General features: G+C 63.7%; 19 protein-coding genes and 1 pseudogene. 3 read left to right on the forward strand and 17 right to left on the reverse strand.

The window, feature by feature from the left end; all coding sequences use genetic code 11:
* Window positions 1-14 precede the first annotated feature (14 nt).
* From AOP77_RS02135 to AOP77_RS02145, 3 genes are read right to left on the reverse strand one after another with little or no spacing between them, the layout of a single operon-like run.
* Window positions 15-1,502 (reverse strand): CoA-acylating methylmalonate-semialdehyde dehydrogenase, encoded by a 1,488-nt coding sequence (locus AOP77_RS02135; RefSeq protein WP_062208748.1) that lies wholly within the window; start codon window positions 1,500-1,502, stop codon window positions 15-17.
* Between the two features lie 12 nt (window positions 1,503-1,514).
* Window positions 1,515-1,880 carry a cupin domain-containing protein gene (locus AOP77_RS02140; RefSeq protein WP_062208752.1) on the reverse strand — a complete coding sequence of 122 codons (366 nt, stop codon included), beginning with the start codon at window positions 1,878-1,880 and terminating at the stop codon, window positions 1,515-1,517.
* Window positions 1,877-3,256, reverse strand: a complete 1,380-nt coding sequence (locus AOP77_RS02145; protein ID WP_062208756.1) for an NAD(P)/FAD-dependent oxidoreductase — start codon at window positions 3,254-3,256, stop codon at window positions 1,877-1,879. The genes AOP77_RS02140 and AOP77_RS02145 overlap by 4 nt, the downstream gene beginning before the upstream one ends.
* A gap of 142 nt (window positions 3,257-3,398) precedes the next feature.
* Here AOP77_RS02145 and AOP77_RS02150 point away from each other — a divergent pair, with 142 nt between their 5' ends.
* Window positions 3,399-4,781 (forward strand): aspartate aminotransferase family protein, encoded by a 1,383-nt coding sequence (locus tag AOP77_RS02150; protein ID WP_062208759.1) that lies wholly within the window; start codon window positions 3,399-3,401, stop codon window positions 4,779-4,781.
* A gap of 68 nt (window positions 4,782-4,849) precedes the next feature.
* On the opposite strand, the gene AOP77_RS02155 is transcribed toward AOP77_RS02150, so the two are convergent.
* From AOP77_RS02155 to AOP77_RS02170, 4 genes are read right to left on the reverse strand one after another with little or no spacing between them, the layout of a single operon-like run.
* The gene (locus AOP77_RS02155) at window positions 4,850-5,668 is read right to left on the reverse strand and encodes an ABC transporter permease (RefSeq protein WP_062208761.1); all 819 of its coding nucleotides are present in this window, start codon (window positions 5,666-5,668) and stop codon (window positions 4,850-4,852) included.
* Window positions 5,668-6,531: an ABC transporter permease gene (locus tag AOP77_RS02160; RefSeq protein ID WP_201774080.1), complete on the reverse strand. Its 864-nt coding sequence runs from the start codon at window positions 6,529-6,531 to the stop codon at window positions 5,668-5,670. Before AOP77_RS02160 ends, AOP77_RS02155 begins: the two co-directional genes overlap by 1 nt.
* 1 nt (window position 6,532) lies before the next feature.
* Complete coding sequence (locus AOP77_RS02165; RefSeq protein ID WP_236685730.1) at window positions 6,533-7,681, reverse strand: ABC transporter ATP-binding protein; 1,149 nt, start codon at window positions 7,679-7,681, stop codon at window positions 6,533-6,535.
* Window positions 7,668-8,852, reverse strand: a complete 1,185-nt coding sequence (locus AOP77_RS02170; protein ID WP_062208770.1) for an ABC transporter substrate-binding protein — start codon at window positions 8,850-8,852, stop codon at window positions 7,668-7,670. The genes AOP77_RS02165 and AOP77_RS02170 overlap by 14 nt, the downstream gene beginning before the upstream one ends.
* Before the next feature lie 256 nt (window positions 8,853-9,108).
* On the opposite strand from AOP77_RS02170, the gene AOP77_RS02175 reads away from it, so the two are divergent.
* The gene (locus tag AOP77_RS02175) at window positions 9,109-9,585 is read left to right on the forward strand and encodes an Lrp/AsnC family transcriptional regulator (protein ID WP_062211338.1); all 477 of its coding nucleotides are present in this window, start codon (window positions 9,109-9,111) and stop codon (window positions 9,583-9,585) included.
* Window positions 9,582-10,955, forward strand: coding sequence for an NAD(P)/FAD-dependent oxidoreductase (locus AOP77_RS02180; protein WP_201774081.1), 1,374 nt, complete (start codon window positions 9,582-9,584; stop codon window positions 10,953-10,955). The genes AOP77_RS02175 and AOP77_RS02180 overlap by 4 nt, the downstream gene beginning before the upstream one ends.
* Before the next feature lie 202 nt (window positions 10,956-11,157).
* Here the strand turns inward: AOP77_RS02180 and adhE are convergent, their stop codons facing one another.
* From adhE to AOP77_RS02230, 10 genes and pseudogenes are all read right to left on the reverse strand, one after another.
* Window positions 11,158-13,884, reverse strand: coding sequence for a bifunctional acetaldehyde-CoA/alcohol dehydrogenase (gene adhE, locus AOP77_RS02185; RefSeq protein WP_062208776.1), 2,727 nt, complete (start codon window positions 13,882-13,884; stop codon window positions 11,158-11,160).
* 256 nt (window positions 13,885-14,140) lie between these two features.
* Window positions 14,141-14,950 carry a pyruvate formate-lyase-activating protein gene (gene pflA, locus AOP77_RS02190; RefSeq protein ID WP_062208780.1) on the reverse strand — a complete coding sequence of 270 codons (810 nt, stop codon included), beginning with the start codon at window positions 14,948-14,950 and terminating at the stop codon, window positions 14,141-14,143.
* A 9-nt stretch (window positions 14,951-14,959) separates the two neighbouring features.
* Entirely contained in the window at window positions 14,960-17,269 is a 2,310-nt protein-coding gene (gene pflB / locus AOP77_RS02195; RefSeq protein WP_084622173.1) for a formate C-acetyltransferase, read from the reverse strand.
* Between the two features lie 166 nt (window positions 17,270-17,435).
* A complete protein-coding gene (locus tag AOP77_RS02200; RefSeq protein WP_152649734.1) occupies window positions 17,436-17,936 on the reverse strand; it encodes a hypothetical protein in 501 nt (166 codons plus the stop codon).
* Complete coding sequence (locus AOP77_RS02205; RefSeq protein ID WP_062208786.1) at window positions 17,933-18,451, reverse strand: hypothetical protein; 519 nt, start codon at window positions 18,449-18,451, stop codon at window positions 17,933-17,935. The genes AOP77_RS02200 and AOP77_RS02205 overlap by 4 nt, the downstream gene beginning before the upstream one ends.
* Window positions 18,444-18,842, reverse strand: a complete 399-nt coding sequence (locus AOP77_RS02210; RefSeq protein WP_062208788.1) for a TadE/TadG family type IV pilus assembly protein — start codon at window positions 18,840-18,842, stop codon at window positions 18,444-18,446. The genes AOP77_RS02205 and AOP77_RS02210 overlap by 8 nt, the downstream gene beginning before the upstream one ends.
* Window positions 18,820-19,008, reverse strand: coding sequence for a hypothetical protein (locus AOP77_RS02215; protein WP_062208791.1), 189 nt, complete (start codon window positions 19,006-19,008; stop codon window positions 18,820-18,822). Before AOP77_RS02215 ends, AOP77_RS02210 begins: the two co-directional genes overlap by 23 nt.
* Window positions 19,009-19,039: 31 nt before the next feature.
* Window positions 19,040-19,954: a type II secretion system F family protein gene (locus AOP77_RS02220; RefSeq protein ID WP_062208794.1), complete on the reverse strand. Its 915-nt coding sequence runs from the start codon at window positions 19,952-19,954 to the stop codon at window positions 19,040-19,042.
* Entirely contained in the window at window positions 19,951-20,811 is an 861-nt protein-coding gene (locus AOP77_RS02225; RefSeq protein WP_152649735.1) for a type II secretion system F family protein, read from the reverse strand. The genes AOP77_RS02220 and AOP77_RS02225 overlap by 4 nt, the downstream gene beginning before the upstream one ends.
* Window positions 20,808-21,437 (reverse strand): annotated as a pseudogene (locus AOP77_RS02230) (TadA family conjugal transfer-associated ATPase); the annotation flags it as partial. The gene AOP77_RS02225 and the pseudogene AOP77_RS02230, both read right to left, overlap by 4 nt.
* Window positions 21,438-21,442 lie beyond the last annotated feature (5 nt).

Raw genomic sequence — 21,442 nt, forward strand, 5'->3', positions numbered from 1 at the left:
TCGTCAATGCCGGATCAGTGGTTGCTCGGAAAGCCCAGGTCGAGCTGCGACTCGCTGGGGTCGGGCCAGCGCGTGGTCACCACCTTGGAACGCGTGTAGAAGTGGATGGACTCGGGTCCATAAATGTGGGAGTCACCAAAGAGTGAGTCCTTCCATCCGCCGAACGAGTACGCACCAATCGGGACGGGCAGCGGCACGTTGATGCCGACCATTCCCACCTCGATGTCCTCCGTGAAGCGGCGCGCAGTGGCTCCGTCGCGGGTGAAGATCGCGGTGCCATTGGCGAACGAGTTCGCATTGATCAGGTCGACCGCCTGGTCGTAGTCGTCGACCCGGACGACCGCGAGCACGGGGCCAAAAATCTCGTCGGTGTAGACGCTCATTTGCGGCGTCACGCGGTCCACTAGGCTGACGCCCAGGAAGAAGCCGTCAGAGTCGAACTCCGCGGACCGGCCGTCGAGCACGACCTCCGCGCCCTGCGAGGGGGCGTTGGCGATGTAGGACGCCACCTTGTCGCGGTGCTCACGAGTGATGAGCGGCCCCATCTGCGAGTCCGGATCCGTGCCGGCGCCGATGGTGAGGGACTCGGCGCGCTCGCGAATTTTGGCCACCACGGCATCGGCCGTCGCGTCTCCCACCGCCACCAAGACGGAAATAGCCATGCAGCGCTCGCCGGCGGAGCCGTAGGCGGCGTTGACGGCCGCGTCCGCCGCGGAGTCCAGATCAGCGTCGGGCATCACGATCATGTGGTTCTTGGCGCCACCAAGAGCCTGCACCCGCTTTCCGTTGGCAGCGGCACGCGAATAGATGCCACGCGCAATAGGGGTGGAGCCCACAAAGCTCACTGCACCGATGCCGGGCGAGTCGAGCAGCGCGTCTACGGCCTCCTTGTCGCCATGCACCACGTTGAAGACTCCGGGAGGCACTCCCGCCTCCTCCCACAGCCGCGCGAGGATCATCGCCGTGGTCGGGTCCTTCTCGCTGGGCTTGAGGATGACGGCGTTGCCGGTCGCGAGCGCGGAGGCACTCATCCACAGCGGCACCATCGCGGGGAAGTTGAAGGGCGTGATGCACGCGACCACGCCGATGGGCTGCTTGAGGGTGTGCACGTCGACACCCGTGGCAACTCCCGTGGAGTACTCGCCCTTGAGGAGGTTGACAAGTCCGGCGGCGAACTCGACGTTCTCAATGCCACGCGAGATCTCACCTGCGGCGTCCGAGAGCACCTTGCCGTGCTCGGCCGTGATGGCGGCCGCGATCTGGTCGGTGTGCTCGATCAGTAGTTGACGCATTCGGAAGAACACGCCCGCGCGCTTGACGAGTCCCATCTTCTGCCACGCGCCCTGCGCCGCCGCGGCAACCTTCACCACGTGGGCGACGTCAGCGGCCGATGCGAACGCTACCGTCGCGGTTTGCTCACCTGTTGCGGGGTTGAAGACCGCCCCAGACCGGGCTATTTCACCGTAAGGGACACCGCCCACGTGATGTTGAATGTTATTCATTGGGTTCCTTCCTCAAGCACTCGGCGCCGCGAGGTCCGCGGCTTGGCACACATAGATCTTGCGAAGCGTTTCGTGAACGATCCAGGTGGTGCGCGTTCCTGCGGACAGTCGCACCACGTCACCCGCGGTGACCTGAAGTTGTTCACCGTCGTCGAACTCGAGGGTGGCGCTGCCGGAGACCACCACAAAAATCTCGTCCTCCTCGACGTCCATGCTGGTGCCGACACTGTGCTCCCACACCCCTACCTCGCTGCCCCCGAGCGTCGCGAGGGACACAAGTCCCGCGTGCGGCTCAGGCGCGTCTGCGGAAACGGATTCGAGCGGGATCACGACGGCGGAAGCCGACACGACTGCCCCGCTGACGAGCACATCCGTCATGAGTCGAACCCCATTCCGATGGCATCCAACGTGCGCAGGAGGGCGTCGCGCCTACCCTCGCGGTGATCGGCCTTATTCAGTGAGCGGCGGGTCAGGTTGATTCCGACCGATGCGATGGGTTCCGGTGGGAACGGTCGGGGGCGGCTGCGCACCATGTCGGTTTCGGTACGCTCCGTGGGCTTCCCGTCCAGCAGGTCGAGCATGACGTTGGCGCCAAAGCGGGTTGCACCGACACCAAGTCCGGTGAAACCGAGCGAGTACGCCACCTGACCGCCGCGGGCGGTCCCGAAGAACGGGCTGAACCTGCTGCACGTGTCGATGGCGCCGGCCCACCGGTGTGTGAACTTCACGCCGCTCAGTTGCGGGAAGGTGGTCAGGAAGTGACTTGCCAGCATCTCGTAGGTTTTACGCCGGTCCTCGTACTCGCGACGCACGCGTCCACCGGAGTGATAGATGGCGTCGTAGCCGCCAAACAGGATGCGATTGTCCGCCGTCAGGCGGTAGTAGTGGAACTGGTTTCCCATGTCGCCGATGCCCTGTCGGCCTTCCCAGCCGATGCTCGCCATTTGTGCGTCGCTGAGCGGCTCGGTGACCAGGACGTAGTCGTAAACTGCCACTGTCATAAGCCTGTTGCGCTTGAGCAGCGGCCGGAAGGCGTTGGTGCCAAGGGCCACCTGACGTGCGCGCACCGTGCCGACCTTGGTCACGAGGTTGGTGCCGTTCATCGTTTGCACCGGGGTGCGTTCGTGGATGCGCACTCCAAGTTCGGTGGCCACGCGCGCGAGCTCAGTCGCGAGCTTGTACGGGTGAACCAGCGCACCCTCACCGTCGAACTCCCCTCCTAGGTAGGTAGGTGAGTTGACGAGCGATCGCACACCGGCACCGTCCAGCGCGCCCTCTTCCAGCCATTCGAGCTGGTGCGGCTCTACTGCCACGGTGAGGCCGCCGGTGCGCTCGAATTCGGCATCCATGTCGTAACGGGCGACCGTTGCCTCAATCTCGTCAAGGTTCTGTGAGCCAAGCGCGTCAAGTTGGTCAATCTCGTGGGGCCAGCGACTCTCGCCGTTAGCGCGGCCATGGGTCAGGCTGGGCTCACAGAATCCGCCATTACGCCCTGAGGCTGCCCCTCCGACGCGTCCACCCTCGAGCACCACCACATCCCTCTTGGGGTCGCGCTCCTTGGCGAGAATCGCAGTCCAGAGTCCGCTATATCCGCCGCCCACGATCGCCAAGTCGGCCTGAGCATCGGCTGCAAGCGGTGTGTAGCGGGGCCGCGCCACCGAGTCGATCCAGAAGGATCCGAGTTTGCTGCCCTCCAATGCAGCGGACACGACGGAAGAGTCAGGAACGCTTCGCTCAAAAACGGTCAAAACCACCCGTTCGCCCCCTTCGGCCGTGTTGCTCGGAACATGCGAAATCCGCAGTCAAGTATCTTCTGAACCGCGTATTTCTTTGTTGTAGGCCAATACTAGCGAAGAATCTGTTGCTTTTGCGACGCCGAGGCGCGATACTAGCGAAATGGACTACAACCAGATGCAGACTGCCGCCAAGGACAACCTGTGGATGCATTTCACCCAGCACCACCGCTACGCCGATGCTGACGTACCCATCATCGTTCGAGGCGAGGGCGCTTACATCTGGGACGTCAACGGCAAGCGCTATCTCGACGGCCTGGCCGGACTCTTTGTCAATCAGTTGGGTCACGGTCGCGAGGAACTCGCCCAGGCTGCCGCCGATCAGGCGAAGCAGCTCGCATTCCACCCACTGTGGTCGTACGCGCACCCGGGCGCGATCGAGCTAGCGCAGCGACTCGCCGAGGCCGCTCCCGGTGAACTCAACCGCGTCTTCTTCACCACAGGTGGGGGTGAGGCCGTCGAGACGGCGTGGAAGCTCGCCAAGAACTTCTTCAAGCTCACCGGCAAGCCAATGAAGACCAAGGTCATCTCGCGCGCCGTTGCTTACCACGGCACCACGCAGGGTGCGCTGTCCATCACGGGCATCCCCGAGCTCAAGCAACAGTTCGAGCCCCTCGTGCCGGCCACGTTCCGCGTGCCGAACACGAACATCTACCGTGCGGGTGAGGTCACCGGCGGGCTTCTCGACGGCTCGGACCCTGAGGCCTTTGGCCGGTGGGCCGCGGACCAGATCGCGATCGCCATCGAGAACGAGGGCCCCGACACCGTGGCGGCTGTCTTCCTCGAGCCCGTGCAGAATGCGGGGGGCTGCTTCCCTCCGCCTCCCGGATACTTCCAGCGGGTGCGCGAGATCTGCGACAAGTACGACGTCCTCCTGGTCTCCGACGAGGTTATTTGCGCGTACGGACGCCTAGGCACCATGTTTGGCGCGCAGCGATTCGACTACGTTCCCGACATGATCACCACCGCCAAGGGCCTTACCTCGGGGTATTCGCCTCTGGGCGCGGTCATGATTGCGGACAGGCTCATGGAGCCCTTCCTCGAGCAGAGGGTCGCCTTCGCCCACGGCTACACGTTTGGAGGACACCCGGTCTCGACGGCTGTGGCGCTGAAAAACCTGGACATCTTCGCCGACGAACAAATTTTTGAGCATGTCAACGACAACAAGAATGCGTTCCGCGCGGTGCTCGAGTCATTGCGCGATCTGCCCATCGTTGGCGACGTGCGCGGCGACGGCTACTTTTACGGCATCGAGTTGGTCAAAGATAAGGACACCCGGGAGACGTTCAGCGACGACGAGTGCGAGCGCATCCTCCACGGCTACCTCTCGGGCGCGCTGTACGAGGCCGGGCTCTACTGCCGCGCCGACGACCGCGGCGACCCCGTCATCCAGCTGTCCCCGCCACTCATCATCGGCCAGGCCGAATTCGACGAGATTGGCAGCATTCTGAGGGAAGTACTCACCGAGGCGTACGCGCGTCTGTAGTACTTGCGGAACGAGTGAGACCCCAGCCGCACGGTGCGGCTGGGGTCTCACTCGTTTGTGACTAGTTGCTACCGCTGGGCGAGCATCTTCGCCCGGCGACGAGCGCCGATCTCACCGGCCGCAACGATGACGAGAGAGATGAGGAACATCGCGGTGCCGATCACGTTCACCTGCATCGGGATCCCACGCTGAGCGGAGCCCCACACGAACATGGGGAATGTGACGGTCGTGCCAGAGTTGAGGTTGGTGATGATGAAGTCGTCGAACGACAGCGAAAACGCTAAGAGGGCGGCCGCGAGGATTCCGGGGAACACGAGCGGGAATGTGATGCGCCAGAACGTCTGCCATTCATTCGCATAGAGATCCATCGCGGCCTTCTCGAGGTTCGAGTCGAGACCAGCGAGGCGCGTCCTGACGGTGACCACCACGAATGACAGGCAGAACAGAATGTGAGCGATCAGGATGGTCACGAACCCCAGGCTGCCCCCCATGCCCGCGGCGACAAAGAGGGCCAAGAGCGAGGAACCCATCACGATCTCAGGGGTTGCCATCGGCAGGAAAATGAGGAGGTTCATCGTGGAGCGCCCCTCAAAGCGGTGGCGAACCAGCGCGAACGACGCGAGAGTGCCCAGGATCGTCGCGACGATCGTGGCTACCAGTGCAATCTCCACACTGACCCTAAGCGACTCACACATGCCGTTCGGCTCACATGGATTAAGCCAATTGTCCCAGGTAAAGGCCTGGAACTGGTAGAGATTCCTGGAGCCTGACGAGTCATTGAACGACATCAATGCCACGACAAAGTTGGGGATGTACATGTAGATCAGCACCAGGATGCCGAGCGTGATCATCAGGTGCTTGCCGATCCAGTTGCCAGCGCGGTGCATCACAGTAGTTCCTCCGTTCCGGCGCGGCGAACATAAACCAGGACCATCACCAGGATCAGCACCATCAGGATCACCGATAGCGCAGACGCGTGTGGGTAGTCGCCTGCCGTCGTGAACAGGGCCTGAATCTTGTTACCCACCATTTGAGTGTTCGGATTTCCGAGCAGGGACGCATTGATGTAGTCCCCGGATGCGGGGATGAAGGTCAGCAGCGTGCCGCCCACCACGCCGGGGATCGACAGTTTCCACGTCACGCTCCAGAACCCCTTCCATGGACTCGCGTAGAGATCCTGAGAGGCCTCGAGCAGTTGAGGGTCAATCTTCTCCAGGCTCGCATAGAGAGGGAGGATCATGAAAGGCAGGAAGTTGTAGGTCAGACCCGCAATCACCGCAAAGGGCGTCGCGAGGAGTCGGCCGTCCTCGCCCAACACATGCAGCCACTGCAAGGACTCCACCACGAAGCCGTTGTCCGCGAGGATGAGTTTCCATGACAGCGTGCGCACCAGGAAGGATGTGAAGAAGGGCGCAATTACCAGCACCAACATGACGGTCTTCCATCGCCCTGCCTTGAATGCGATCGCGTAGGCGAGTACATACCCCAACACAAGACAGAGCACCGTCGCTATACCCGCGTACACCAGCGAGCGCACAAAGTAGGGCCAGTAATCCGCGATCACGTCGACGTAGTTAGCGAACCGTCCGGCGAAGCGGTAGCCCGCGATGGGATTGCCCGACGGATCCGACAGTGAGGTCGTGAACAGGGACAGCAGCGGCACTAGGAAGAACAGTCCGAGCCACAGAGCAGCGGGGGCTATCAGCCAGTAGCCAACGTTCTTGCCGAACACTCGCTGCAGCGAAGTCACGCTACTCCTCCTCGCGCCCGGCCTGGGCGTCTTGCGAAGAGTCGAGGAGGAAGACGTATTCCTGACGCCAGGACACGTCAACCTTGGTGCCGAGCTCAACAAGACCACCGCGGACTCCACGGTTCTGCTCAAAGCACATGAGTTCTTGTCCCCACGGCATCTTGAGCACGTACTCCGTAGAGACACCAAGATAACTTGCCCCGATGACGACGGCGCTCGAGAAGTGGTTACCCGGGTCGGCGAGCGACGTACCCTCTGGCTGGATCAGCAGCTTCTCGGGGCGAATGCCGATCCATCCCTCCGTGGAGTCCGTGTGCACCCGGCCCTGCTTGATCGAGACCACCGTTCCGTACATGTCGACCTTGACCACGGCATCGGCGCCAGAGCCTTCGCGCCCGACTACGGTGCCCTTAATGAGGTTCGAGCGGCCCAAGAAGTTCGCGACGAAGGTGGTCTGCGGGTTGGTATAGAGCTCATACGGTGAACCCAACTGCTCGATCTCACCCTGGTTCATGACCGCGACGGTGTCTGCCATGGTCATGGCCTCCTCCTGGTCGTGCGTCACGTGGACGAACGTCAGCCCCACCTCTTCCTGGATACGCTTGAGCTCGCCCTGCATCGAACGACGCAGCTTCAGGTCCAGCGCACCAAGGGGCTCGTCGAGTAGCAGCACCTCGGGGCGGTTGATCAGCGCCCGCGCGAGCGCCACTCGCTGCTGCTGGCCTCCCGACAACTGCGCCGGCTTTTTACCCGCCTGCTCGGTCAACTCGGTCAGTTCAAGTATCTCTTTCACCTGCGACGCAGACTCCTTAACTCCGCGACGTTTGGGCCCGAACTCGATGTTCTCCGCGATCGTGAGGTGTGGGAACAGCGCGTAGTTCTGGAAAACCGTATTGACGGGCCTTCGGAACGGCTTCTCGCCTGTGATGTCCTGGTCGCCAATTTTTATGGTTCCCGCGGTCACCTCTTCGAGGCCCGCCACCATGCGCAACGTGGTGGTCTTGCCGCAACCGGACGGACCCAACAGGGCAAAGAACGAACCCTGGGGGATCACGAGATCCAGCGACTTCACCGCGGTGAAGCCGTTGGAGTAGCGCTTGTGTAAACCGCTCAGGCGCAGGTCGCGCCGTGGCTCGCTATCCGATGACACTCGTGTATTCCTTCTCGAGTACTGCCCGCTCCGCATCCGTGATCGCCTTGAAGCCGTGAGTCTTTGACAAGTACTCGGCCGTGGGGAAGATCAACGGGTTGTCCACGAGCGATGGGTCGATCGACTCCATCTCCTCCCTGGCACCCTCAACCGGGCAGACGTACCAGACATAGGCGGCCAGTTTGGCGGCGACCTTGGGATCGTAGTAGTTATTGATCCACTTCTCCGCGTTCGCCTTGTGCAAGCCCTGAACTGGCACCAGCATGTTGTCGGACCAGATCATCATGCCTTCCTCCGGCGGCAGGAAGACTAGATCCTCGTTGTCGGCGGCGGCCACGTCGCCGGACCACGCCACGCACGCCGCGATGTTGCCTGCGGCCAGGTCGTTGATGTATTCGTTACCGGTGAAGGCGCGAATCTGGCCTTCTGCACGCGCCTTCGACAACTTATCGAGGGCCGCCGAATACTGGGCGTCAGTGAAGTTCTCCGGATCCGCTCCGTCCGAGAGCATCAGCAGGCCCATCGTGTCTTCCATCTCCGTCAGCAAGGTGACCTTGCCCTTGAGGTCGGCACGCGTCAGCAGCTCGTCCATGGTGCGCACCTCTGGCACGAGCGCCCTGTTGTATGCGATACCAGTGAAGCCCGCCTGCCACGGTGCGGAGTAGTCGCGGTTGGGATCCCAGGTGGGCCCGCGCAGGGAGGAGATGAGATTCTTGTCGAGGTTCGGCACGTTGGCCTTGTCGAGCTTCTGCATCCAGCCCGCCTGCACCATACGCGCGGCCATCCAATCCGTCAGTACGAACAGGTCCCGACCCGTCGGCTGGCAGGCGCCCAGCTGGTTGCGCACCTTCGCGAAGAACTCGAGGTTGTCGTTTACGTCTGGGGTGTACGTCACCTGAAGTCCGGAGTCCTCCTGGAACTGGGTCAACGTGGACACATAGTCGCCGTCATCGACATCGATGTACTCAGGCCAGTTCGACACTGCGAGCGTGGGCTCCGAGGCCGACATGTCGGTCGTGATGCAGTCTGCGGTGGTACTGACGCCACCACTGCCGCGACTACTCAGGAACGCGAAGGCCGCGATACCGGCCACACCCGCCGCGCCTCCGATCAGCACACCTCTTCGCGAGACGCCTTTCTTGCTGCTTTCCTCCGGCGAGACTTCAGACACGTCAACCTCCTGATGGTCAATTCCAACGAAGGCGAACCTAGAGGTCCGCCTCACTCCGATGTGTGCACGGATCCTGCGTCAGCGGGATTCTGAAATTGATACTGGCACGAAAATTCCCTCCTGGCGAGCATTTACTTGGAAAAAGGGGACTTTCGCCACGAATCCAGCGTAAGTATTTACAAGATTGTAATGAAACCGTAGGACTGAACCGCCTGGCGGGTTGACCGGACCCTCGGGTGCGACCACACTGCTAACCATGAACAATGCCGATTCCGCAAAGAACACCAGCCCGCTCGACCCCGTGAATAAGGTCATCATCGAGCAGTTGCAGCACGACGGTCGACTGTCCTACGCGGCTATCAGCAAGGTGGTGGGGCTGTCCGAGGCCGCCGTGCGCAGTCGGGTCCAGCGACTCATCGACACCGGCGTGATGCAGATCATCGCTGTCACCAACCCCGTCGAGATGGGATTTGCGCGCCAAGCCATGGTGGGCATCAAGGTATCCGGGCCGCCAGAACCCGTCGCCGATGCGCTGGAATCGATTGACGAGGTGGACTACGTTGTCATCACCGCTGGGTCCTTCGATCTTCTTGTCGAAGTGGTGTGCGAGTCCGACGCACACCTGTATTCGCTGATCAGTAGGCAGATCAGGTCCATTCCTGGCGTGGTCACCACGGAAACCTTCGTCTATCTCGAACTGCGCAAACAAACCTATTCATGGGGGGTGAAGTGACCGCACCTCCACCCTCACTGTGGCTGGACGGACTCGACTCTCCCATTACTCCCACCCGCCCCCTCGCGCGCGACATCGACGTTGACGTCGCGATCGTGGGGGCCGGCTTCACCGGACTGTGGACCGCGTACTACCTCAGGCGCGCGCGGCCCGAAGCGCGCATCGCCATCGTCGAAAAGGAATTCGCGGGATTTGGCGCCTCGGGGCGCAATGGCGGGTGGGCATCGGCCCTCCTACCCACTTCACTCGCCACCCTCGCGAGGGAGCACGGCCGCGACTCGGCCCTCGCGTTCGATGCCGCGATGCGGGCCTCGGTGGACGAACTCATCACCGCAGCACGCGACATCGGCACGGACGCCCACATCGCCAAGGGCGGCACGGTAGTCGTGGCGCGCACCGCCCTTCAATGGGAGCGCGCGAGGGCGGAGGTGCGCGAGGCGAACGAGTTCGGGCTCGGCGATCACCTTCAACTCCTAGACCGTGACGCCGCTGCAAAACGACTCAATGCCACCGGAACACTGGGCGGCACCTTCACCCCGGACTGTGCTGTCATTCAACCAGCACGTCTGGTGCGGGCACTGGCGGCGGCCGTGTCCGGCCTGGGCGTGGATCTGTACGAGGGCACGCCCGCGACGGCCATCAGCCCGCACAAGGTGATTACACCCGGCGGTGAAATCACTGCCACGCACGTCATCCGCGCCACCGAGGGCTACACGGCCGGGCTGCCGGGCTACAAGCGCGCCGTCGCGCCGGTCTACTCACTCATGATCGCAACGGCGCCGCTGAGCGATGCCCAGTGGCAGGAAATCGGCCTCGCTCAACGCGAGACATTCAGCGACTATCGCCACCTCATCGTGTACGGGCAGCGCACGGCGGACGGTCGAATGATCTTCGGCGGGCGGGGTGCGCCGTATCACTTTGGATCTGCGACCCGGCCCGAGTTCGATACCCACGCCAAGGTGTTCACCAAGTTGCACGCCAGCCTGGCGGAGATGTTCCCCACGCTCGCCAACGTTGCTATCACCCACCGCTGGGGCGGTGCGCTCGGGATAGCTCGAGACTGGCACGCCTCTGTGGGGCTTGACTCCCACACGGGCCTCGGCTGGGCAGGCGGCTATGTGGGGGACGGCGTGACCACGACCAACCTCGCGGGCCGCACCTTGCGCGACTTGATCCTGGGCGAGGATACCGCCTTGACTCGCTTGCCCTGGGTGGGGCACCAGTCCCGGCGCTGGGAGATGGAGCCCCTGCGCTGGATCGGCGCCAACGCGGGGCTGGCCGCAATGAGCGTCGCCGACGCTGAGGAGCACCTCACCCGCCGCCCATCAATGATCGCACGGGCGCTGTCTCCCCTGGTAGGCGGGCACTAATAACGCCCGCACCCTAAATCTGGGCCTAGGGCACACATTTGTGCACGAGCGTTTCACGGAGCGGGCGACTAGGGGTGCGGACGTAGCGCGCATGAGGCGAATCGCCAGGCGGTGTGGCACCAAGACGCCCCGACCTCTTTGCAGAGGCCGGGGCGTGGTGGTCCGCCGGAGTGTCCCCGTTCCGACGGAGATCTAGGGGTTGTCAGGCCTTAGCCTTGCGGTCGCCCTTCTTTGCGCTGGGGGCCGACTCGGTGACCACGCGGCCGCGGACCTCCTCATACCGCGCCCCGTAGTACGCGGACTCCATCATGATCTTCATGTCGTCCAGCATGGGCAGGCGGGGGTTCGCCGGTGCGCACTGGTCCTCGTAGGCGTTCATGGCCAAGGTGTCGAGGCTAGACATGAACGCCACCTCGTCCACTCCCACCTCCTGGAAGGAGCCCTCGATGCCGACCTTGACCCGCAACTCCTCTACCGCCGTGGCGTAAGCCTCGACAGCGATCTCCGGTGTCTCGTGGGCCAGGCCCAGCATCTTGGCAATCTCCTGGAAGCGCTCAGGGGCGACGTAGGTCTCCTGCTTAGGCCACGACGTGGGCTTGGTGGGCACCTTGCCGTTGTAGCGGATCACGTGCGGGAGGTAGATCGCGTTGGTGCGGCCGTGGGCGACGTGGAACATCGAGCCGGTCACGTGCGACATGGCGTGAACCAGTCCAAGGAACGCGTTACCGAAGGCCATCCCGGCAATGGTCGCCGCGTTATGCATCTTCTCGCGAGCCTTGACCGCGGTGCCACCAACGGTGACAGACTCTTCGATGTTCTCGAAGACCAGGCGGATGGCCTGCAGGGCCATGCCATCGGTGAAGTCGTTGGCGTAGACAGAGACGTACGCCTCGGTGGCGTGAGTCAGGGCGTCGAAGCCGGAGTCCGCGGCCACGCGGGACGGCAGGTTGGCCGTCAGCACGGGGTCGATGATCGCGACCGTGGGGGTCAACGCGTAGTCGGCGAGCGGGTACTTGCGGCCCGTCTCCGTGTCCGTGATGACCGCGAACGGAGTTACTTCCGCGCCGGTGCCCGACGTCGTGGGAATGCAGACCAGCTTGGCTAGTTCGCCCAGCTTGGGGAAAGTGAAGGCTCGCTTGCGAACGTCGAAGAACTTTTCCTTGAGGTCGGAGAAGTCGACCTCGGGGTGTTCGTAGAGCAGCCACATCACCTTGGAGGCGTCCATCGGCGAGCCACCGCCCACGGCGATGATCGTGTCGGGCTTGAAGGCGCGGAGCGTCTCGGCGCCGGCCTTGACTGTGGCGATCGAGGGCTCGGGCTCGACGTTGTCGATGATCTGCAGCGCCACGTTGTTGTTGCGGCGGCGCAGGACGTCGATGACGGTGTCCACGACCCCGATGCGGGTCATGGTGGCGTCGGTGACGATGGTCACGCGGTCGACGTCTGGCATGTCGCGCAGGTACTGGATCGCGTTCGGTTCGAAGTAGACCTTGCTGGGCACCTTGAACCACTGCATGTTGTTGTTCCTGCGTCCGATTCGCTTGACGTTGATGAGATTCACTGCAGTCACGTTATTGGAGACTGAGTTGTGGCCGTAAGAGCCGCAGCCCAGCGTCAGTGAGGGCAGGAAAGCGTTGTAGATGTCGCCGATTCCTCCGTGGCTTGAGGGCGAATTGCAGATGATGCGAACCGCCTTGACGCGACGCCCGAATTCCTGAATCAGCGCATCGTCCGTCGCGTGGATGGCAGCGGAGTGGCCGAGTCCGTTGAACTCCACCATCTGCTCGGCGTAGGTCAGGCCCTGCTCGGTGCTCGTGGCGCGCAGTACGGCGAGAACGGGACACAGCTTCTCACGGGTGAGTGGCTCGCCCTCCCCTACCTCGGCGACCTCGGCCAGAATGATGGACGTCTCGTCGGGCACGGAGAATCCGGCCTGCTCGGCGATCCACTGCGGCGACTTGCCCACCACAGCGGGATTGAGCTTGGCGCCGGCGCAGTTTGAGCCGTCGGCCGCGACTCCAAAGATGAACTCTTCGAGCTTGGTCTTCTCTGCGGGGGTGACACGGTACGCGTGGAGGCGGTCGAACAGGCCGAGCGCCTCGTCGTAGATCGCGTCGTCCAGGATCACCGCCTGCTCCGAGGCGCACACCATGCCGTTGTCGAAGGCCTTAGAGATCACGATGTCGTTGACAGCGCGACCCACCTTGGCGGATGTGTGAATGTACGCGGGCACGTTGCCGGCGCCCACTCCGAGCGCGGGCTTGCCGCACGAATACGCGGCCTTCACCATGGCATTGCCGCCGGTGGCGAGGATCAGCGCGACGCCGGGGTGGTTCATGAGCAGTCCGGTCGCGTCGAGTGAGGGGGTCTCGACCCACTGCACGCAGTTCTCAGGCGCGCCGGCGGCGACGGCGGCATCGCGGACGATGCGGGCTGCGGCCACGGAGGACTGCTGAGCGTTCGGGTGGAACGCGAACACGATGGGGTTGCGAGTCTTGATCGCGATGAGCGACTTGAAGATTGCGGTCGAGGTGGGATTGGTCACCGGGGTGACGCCACATATGACGCCCACGGGCTCGGCGATCTCCGTGATACCCAGGATCGGGTCCTCGTTGATGACGCCCACTGTCTTCATGGGGCCCATCGAGTGAGTCACGTGTTCGCAGGCGAAGATGTTCTTCACGGCCTTGTCCTCGAATACGCCACGACCGGTCTCCTTGACCGCGTGAACTGCGAGCTCGCCGTGGTGATTGAGCGCAGCGACCGAGGCCTTCTTGACGATGTGGTTGATCTGTTCCTGGTCGAAGGCGTCGTATTCCACGAGTGCGGTCTGCGCCTTTTCAACGAGGGTGTCGATGGCGGCAGCAACGTCAACGACGGCGCCTTCCTTCGAACTGGTGGTAGTCACGTCGGGGTTCGTGGTGGTCATTTCCGGACTTCTCCTCAAGAGGGAACTCGGCTCGGGATTCGGGTCGATGAACTACTTCCACGCTATGCCCGCCCTTGGCGGTTTCCTCGGGCCCTTGGTCCCGACTTGTCGGCGGTCTTGGCGGCCGCCTGGAAAAGCCGGCACCAGCATCGGCCGATGCTGGGGACAGCAAAATCGACCGGCACCATGTCCCGTGGGCCGGTCGATTTTGTGTATTCCTAGGTGAGCGAGTCGACTCGCCTAGAAGTCTGAGGTCCTAAAAAACGGTGAGTCCGCGGCGAGAGAACTGAGCGCGCACGCGCGCTAGGAGTTCGTCCGATGGCGGCTCGGTGTCCGCCAGCGCGTAGGCCTCGTCGAGCTCGGCCCACTTGTCCTTACCCATCTGGTGGAAGGGCAGCACCTCCACGCGCTCGACAGTGTCGAGGCTAGCGATGTACTCCGCAACCGCCTCGACGTTGTCTTCGCCATCGGTCAAGCCGGGCACCAGTACAAAGCGGGCCCAGATCTTCTTGTTCTGCGCAGCCAGGCGGCGACCGAAGTCGAGCGTCGGCTGAAGCGGGCGGCCTGTGGCCTTGCGGTAGACGTCCGGCAGACCGGACTTCACGTCCAGCAGCACCAGGTCGGTGTCGTTGAGCAGTCGATTGGACGCACGGCCGCCCAGGAACCCCGAGGTGTCCAGGGCCGTGTGGAGGCCGAGCTTCTTGCACTCCGCAAAGATGCTCTCCACGAACTGGGCCTGCAGCAGCGGCTCGCCACCTGACAGGGTGACTCCCCCGCCAGTTGCCTTGAGGACCGGCGCGTAACGGCGTACCTTGGCCATGACATCGTCGAGCGTGTGACGCTCACCGCGGCGCATCTGCCAAGTGTCGGGATTGTGGCAGTACAGGCAGCGCAGCGGGCAGCCGGCCAGGAAGATAGTCAGTCGACTACCTGGACCGTCAACCGAGGTGACTATCTCCCACGAGTGGATGGAGCCTGCCTCGCCAGGGTTGCGGAGCGAGTGACGAAGGTCCTCGTCGGCGACTGAGATTGACGGTGACTTGATGAGATCCGCGGCGATGCTCATGATGTGCTCCTAGAGTCCTGCGTGGAAGGTGCGGGAGAGGACGTCGAGCTGCTGCTCGCGAGTCAGGCGCACAAAGTTGACGGCGTATCCGGAGACGCGGATGGTGAGCTGCGGGTAGTTCTCAGGGTGCTCCATTGCGTCCTCGAGGGTTGCTCGGTTCAGAACGTTGATGTTCAGGTGGAAGCCGTCCGAGATGTTGTACGCGTCCAGGATTCCGACCAGGTTCTTGACCTGCTCGGCCTTGTCGCGCCCAAGGCCCGTGGGGACCACAGTGGTGGTTAAAGAAATGCCATCCTGAGCATCGGCGTATGGCAGTTTGGCTACTGACAAAGCCGACGCGATGACTCCGTGGTTGTCGCGTCCGTTCATGGGGTTGGCGCCGGGGGCGAAGGGCTCGCCGGCGCGGCGGCCGTCCGGGGTGTTGCCCGTGGCCGTGCCGTAAACCACGTTGGACGTGATGGTCAGCACGGACTGCGTGTGCTTCGCATCGCGGTACGTGGGCTGCTGGCGAATCTTGGCCATGAAGCGGTGGACCAGGTCCACCGCGATGTCATCGACGCGGTCGTCGTCATTACCGAAGGTGGGGTACTCGCCGTTGACGTTGTAGTCGACGACCAGGCCTGTCTCGTCACGCACGGGGCGTACGGTCGCGTACTTGATGGCGGACAGCGAGTCAGCTGCCACCGACAGGCCGGCGATTCCGCAGGCCATAGTGCGCAGGACGTTGCCATCGTGAAGCGCCATCTCGATGCGCTCGTAGGCGTACTTGTCGTGCATGTAGTGGATGCAGTTGAGCGCGTCCACGTAGGTCTGGGCGAGCCAGTCCAGCTGGGCGTCGAAGGCCGCGAGGACCTCGTCGTAGTCCAGGACCTCATCGGCGAGAGGTGCGGAGACCGGCGATACCTGCTTGCCGGAGACCTCGTCGCGGCCGCCGTTGATCGCGTACAGGAGGGCCTTGGCGAGGTTGACGCGAGCTCCGAAGAACTGCATCTGCTTGCCCACCTCCATGGCGGACACGCAGCACGCGATGGCCGCGTCGTCGCCGCACTGAGAGCGGATTAGCTCGTCGGACTCGTACTGAATCGCGGACGTGTCGATCGACACCTGGGCGCAGAAGTCCTTGAATCCCTGAGGGAGCTTTTCGGACCAGAACACCGTGAGGTTCGGCTCGGGCGCGGGGCCCAAGTTGTACAGCGTCTGGAGGAAGCGGAACGAGTTCTTGCTGACCAGCGGGCGGCCGTCGTTTCCGATGCCACCAATGGACTCGGTCACCCACGTCGGGTCACCTGAGAAGAGGTTGTCGTACTCGGGGGTGCGCAGGAAGCGGACGATGCGCAGCTTGATCACGAAGTCGTCAATGATCTCCTGAGCCTCACCCTCGGTGAGTACTTCGCCGTCGAGGTCACGCTGAATGAAGATGTCCAGGAAGGTGGAGGTACGTCCCAGCGACATCGCCGCGCCGTTCTGCTCCTTGACGGCCGCGAGGTACGCGAAGTACAGCCACTGAACGGCCTCCTTGGCGTTGCTGGCGGGGTTGGAGATGTCGAAGCCGTAGCTGGCAGCCATCGTCTTCAGTTCCTTGAGCGCCTTGACCTGCTCGGAGTTTTCCTCGCGGTCGCGGATGATGTCCTCGGTGGAACGCTCCATGTCCAGGCCCACTCGCTCAAGCTTCTTGGCTGCGATGAGCGCGTCAACCCCGTAGAGCGCCACGCGGCGATAGTCACCAATGATGCGGCCGCGGCCGTACGCGTCGGGCAGCCCGGTGACGATGTGGCTGGAGCGCGCAGCGCGCACGTCCGGCGGGTAGGCGTCGAACACGCCGTCGTTGTGGGTCTTGCGGTAGTTGCTGAAAATGTTCTCGAGCTCGGGATCCACCGCGTACCCATAGGTCTCCAGCGCCTTGGCGACCATGCGCCAGCCACCGAAAGGCATGATGGCGCGCTTGAGCGGGGCATCGGTCTGGAGGCCAACGATGACCTCCGCGTTGCGGTCGATGTAGCCGGGCTTGTGCGCGGCAATAGACGATGGCGTGGTGGCGTCGACGTCGTAGACGCCCTTCTCGCGCTCCTCAGGGAAGAGCTTGGTGATCTCCTCCCACACGTGAGTGGTGCGCTTGGTGGCACCGGCGAGGAAGTCAGCGTTGCCCTCGTACGGGGTGTAGTTGCGCTGAATGAAGTCGCGCACGTCGATCGCGTCACACCACGGGCCGGGGGTGAACGTGGCCCACTGGGTGGGCTGCTCGTTCGCGGCGGTGGAGTTGCTGGCGCCGGCGGTGTCGTTGTTTGCGGCGGCCGGTGCGGCGGGGGTGTCGATGCTCATGGTGGTGTGCTCCTCTTGCTCGCCGTAAGGATGATGGCGAGCTCCCTGTGCGCCGGGTCCGGGTTGGGCCAACGCGATGGTTCAACGCTACGTCTGGCCAATCGCCATGAACCGGGACCAAGGGCCCTCATCGCGGGTCGCAACGCATGGGGTTCAGGGATTGCGGCTAGGACGCCCTTGCGGTACCAGTCGCGGTGAGGTTCACACCGCTGAGAAAAGGCAAGAGGCCTTCAGCCCCGAGCATCGGGTGCACGGTGAGACCCACCGTTACTACGGCGCTCTGGCCGTCCGGTGTCGCCACTGAGATCACCCGAACGCCCGCCAGCCTAGGGCCGGAGGCGGCGACGCGATCAGCAACTGCGCGCTGCATCGCCTCACTCGACAGCACTACGCCGTATTCACCAGCCAAGATCTCCTCAGCTTCCCCCGTGAAGTAGGCGTCGAGGTCCGCGGCGTCGGCAGCATCGAGGGCCAACTCGTCGGCGATGGCGGCGAGGCGCAGGTGCTGGGTATGCACCGTCGTCGCCGCAGAGACCACCAGGATCAAGGCCAAGGCGAGCACTGTCATGCCCAAGGTGAGCAGCCCTATGGTGCCTTCGTCACTGCGCGGACCCGATGCATCGGCTGCCAGCCGTTTGGCGAGCCTTCTCATGGCCCGACGTGTCATGGCGCGCCCACCGCGAGCCACTGTTCCCCGCCAATGCCGTCAACCGGCGAGGCAGCGTCCGCGCTCACCGTCACTGCCAACGGAACTGCGTTACGCAGAAATGCTGGCACGCCAGGAAGTGGCACTGTCACACTCACGCGTGAAGTGACTTCGCTTCCAGGGGTGAAGCAAGGATTCTCAGTGCAGCCCAATTCGATCGAGTGGGTCGCAGCTTCACCCAGGCCAAAGTCCGTGATCGCGACGGCGCTTGCTGCGTGGGCGTAGCCGTCGGCGATCGCGAGCGCATCCGCTTCCGTCCTTCCATCCTCCAGTGCGGCGACTCCGGCGACGACGGCACCTCGAGCCGCGTCTCGCGCGCTCGCTTCGGCTGCGAAAGTACCCGCCTGGACTTGACCCAGCGCGATGACTAGATAGACCAAGGGCACGAGCAGCAGCAGGGTGAGCGCGATGAATTCGAGGCTCGCGCTGCCCTCGTCGCTCAACGTGCGCAGACGTGCGGGGCGCAGCCTACCCACGAGGCACCTCCGCGAGCGCGTGGGCGGTGATGTGCTGCTCGCCGGCGCCCCACATGCCGATGAGGGGGACTCGAGCCGACACCGTCATTTCAACAGCCGGCATGCCGTCAATGACGGTCTGCTGCGCGGCAAAGTTTGCGGGGACTCCACCCAAGGAGCCGTGCAGAAGGACCTCGGCACGGGCCTCGCCGTCGTCGAGAGATTTGTCCGCGAGCGCCGCATACTGGGCGCCCTCGTGCGCGCTGGAGATCAGGATGTTGCGCACGTGGAGTGCTATCGCCAGCTGGATGACCCCGAGCGCGACTGCCACCACCAGGACGGAGACGAGTAAAAATTCAACCGTCGCGCTGCCGACGTCGCGGACTCGCCTAGCCCCCGGTGACGGAGTCAATGGCCGAGGTAAACACGTCGGCGAGTCGGGGTCCGGCGATACCCCAAATTAAGGCAACCAGACCGGCGGTCATGAGCGTGATGAGCACCCAGCCAGGAACGTCTCCACGGTCTGACGGGCCACTCTCGTCGCGCAGTTGGCGCAGATACCTCTGAAATGTGGTCATGTGATCTCCTCCTGATTGGTTGACACGGGGCCTAGCCGCCCAGGTCGATGGCAATGAGTCCTGGAAAGACTGCGAAGACGATGGTGATGGGCAAGATGAGAAACACAACCGGGACCATCATCGCGATCTCCTTCTTGCCTCCCTGTTCCATGAGGTCGCGCCGACCCGCCGAACGCGCGTCCTGGGCCTGCGCCCGCAACACTGCGGCGAGTGGGGTGCCGCGGTCGATCGCGGTGGCCGTCGCATCGGCAAAACGCCTCACTCCGCTTGCGCCAGTGCGCTGAGCCAGCCCACGTATTTCCTCACTGAGCGGCGAACCGCCGCGCACCTCCGCGAGGGTCTGCGACAGCTCACGCGCGAGCTCGCCCGACGTAGTGGCGACCACCCGCTCCAGCGCCCCGAGGGCTCCCTCGCCCGCGCCTACCGAGAGCGCGAGGAGCTCGGCGATGGTCGGCAACTCCGCGGCCATCGCGGATTCGCGGCGGGCGACGTCACGGGTCAGCATGTAGTCCCTGGCTGCGAATGCGACCCCGCCCAGTACCACCGTCAGCACCAGCAACACAAGTGGCGACGAGGCGCGAGTGGACGCCAGAATGCCCGACAACACCAGACCCGCCACCAGACCGGCGATGGCCCACACCACCTGCTCCGCGCGGAACTGGTCGACACTCAGGTTTGACCCCGCCCTGCGCAGACGTACTTCAAGTTCCTTGGTAGGCGCACCCCATTTAGCGACCACGCCAACCCCGTCCCGTAGTGCCGGCGCGAGAAGCCGCTCGACGACCGAGCGCTTGGACACCCTGCCTCCGCGGGCGACTGGACCGTGTTCGCGCAACTGAGGCGCCACTCGTTGCTCAAGGGTCGCTCGGCGCGCGCCTAACCACGACGCGACCAATACCAGGCCCAGCCCCAGCGTCAATCCCCATACAATCGCGGCAGGCGTCATCGGAGCACCCGCACTTCCTCCGGTAGTCGGCCAATTCGCACCATGAGCCGGTACGCCACCACTGTCACCGCTCCGCCTACCGCGAGCACCATGAGGCCCGCAGGGCTATTGAATGCGGCCGTGTTGCTTGGCTGGCTACTGAGCAGTGCGAGCACCACCCACGGAGCCGCGACTGCGAGCCGTGCTGCGTTGACCGTCCAGCTCTGGCGCGCTTCAATCTCTCCCCTCGCCCGAGCGTCGTCCCTAAGAAACTCGGCGAGGGTGCGCAACACATGCCCCACGTCGGAGCCACCCACGTCGCGGGTGATGCGGATCGCTTCAACGATGCGGTCGGCCACTGGATCTGCGACGCGGGCCTTAAGGGCATCCAGGCTGTCCGCGAATCGGCCGGTGGCACGGTAGTCCTGGGCGAATTCCTCGAAGGCTGGACGCACTTGCTCGGGGCCAGTCTCTCCTACCCGGGAGAGGGCCTCAGCAAGCGGAAGCCCCGCCCGAATCCCCGACGCGAGGTTGTCCACCACGTCGGGCCAGACCGTACGCATCGATTCGCGTCGCCCACGGGCACGCATCGCCACAAGGGCGCTCGGTGCGCGGCCCGCAAGGATGCCGAAGCACAGGCCGATCGGAAGAGATGTAGCCAGGCCACCCACAGTGAGCGCGACGAGGCCACCCGCAATGACCGAGGCTGCGACGAGTGCGCCCGGCGTGACATTCGGCATCCCGGCCTGGACAAGGGAGTCGGCGACGTTGGCCCGCCAACGCGAGAAACGCGGATGCGCGGCCCGCTCGCCGGCCCACATCGACCGCCAGACCAGGAATAGTCCTGCACCAAGGCACAGCCCCCACACAGTGGTCACGATGCAGCACCGCCCAACAGTTGCATCAGGTCGAGGCCGCGGTGAGCAAACCTTTCCTCATGCGGCGGGAACCCGGTGCCGCGAACCAAGCCGCCGTTCTCAGCCTTGAAGATGTCCGCCACCTCAACCACGCCGTCCTCGACGCGACCTGATAGCCCAATGATCTCGCGCACGTGGCGCTTACCGCGATGGTCGAGGTCAAGGTGAATCACTAGGTCGATCGCCGATGCGACGGTGGGCACCACGAAGCGGTCGGACACGTTCTCTCCCGCCAAGAGTGGGAGGGTACAGAGTTTCACGACGGCGTCTCGCGCCGAGTTCGCGTGGATGGTTGCCATCCCTGGAATGCCGGCATTGAGCGCGACAAGCATGTCGAGACATTCGGCCTCGCGGACCTCGCCAATGATGATGCGGCTGGGGCGCATGCGCAGCGCCTCCTTGACGAGCCGGCGCAAGGGAATCTCCCCTGTTCCTTCGAGGGACGGCTGGCGGCACTGGAGGCCCACCACGTCACGTTGCGCAATCTTGAGTTCGAAAACCTCCTCGCACGTGACGACCCGTTCGCGAGGTGGAATGCATCCCGCCAGCGCGTTCAGCATCGTGGTCTTGCCAGCCTGAGTACAGCCGCACG

The sequence above is a fragment of the Demequina oxidasica genome (assembly GCF_000975115.1).
Classification (GTDB): domain Bacteria; phylum Actinomycetota; class Actinomycetes; order Actinomycetales; family Demequinaceae; genus Demequina; species Demequina oxidasica.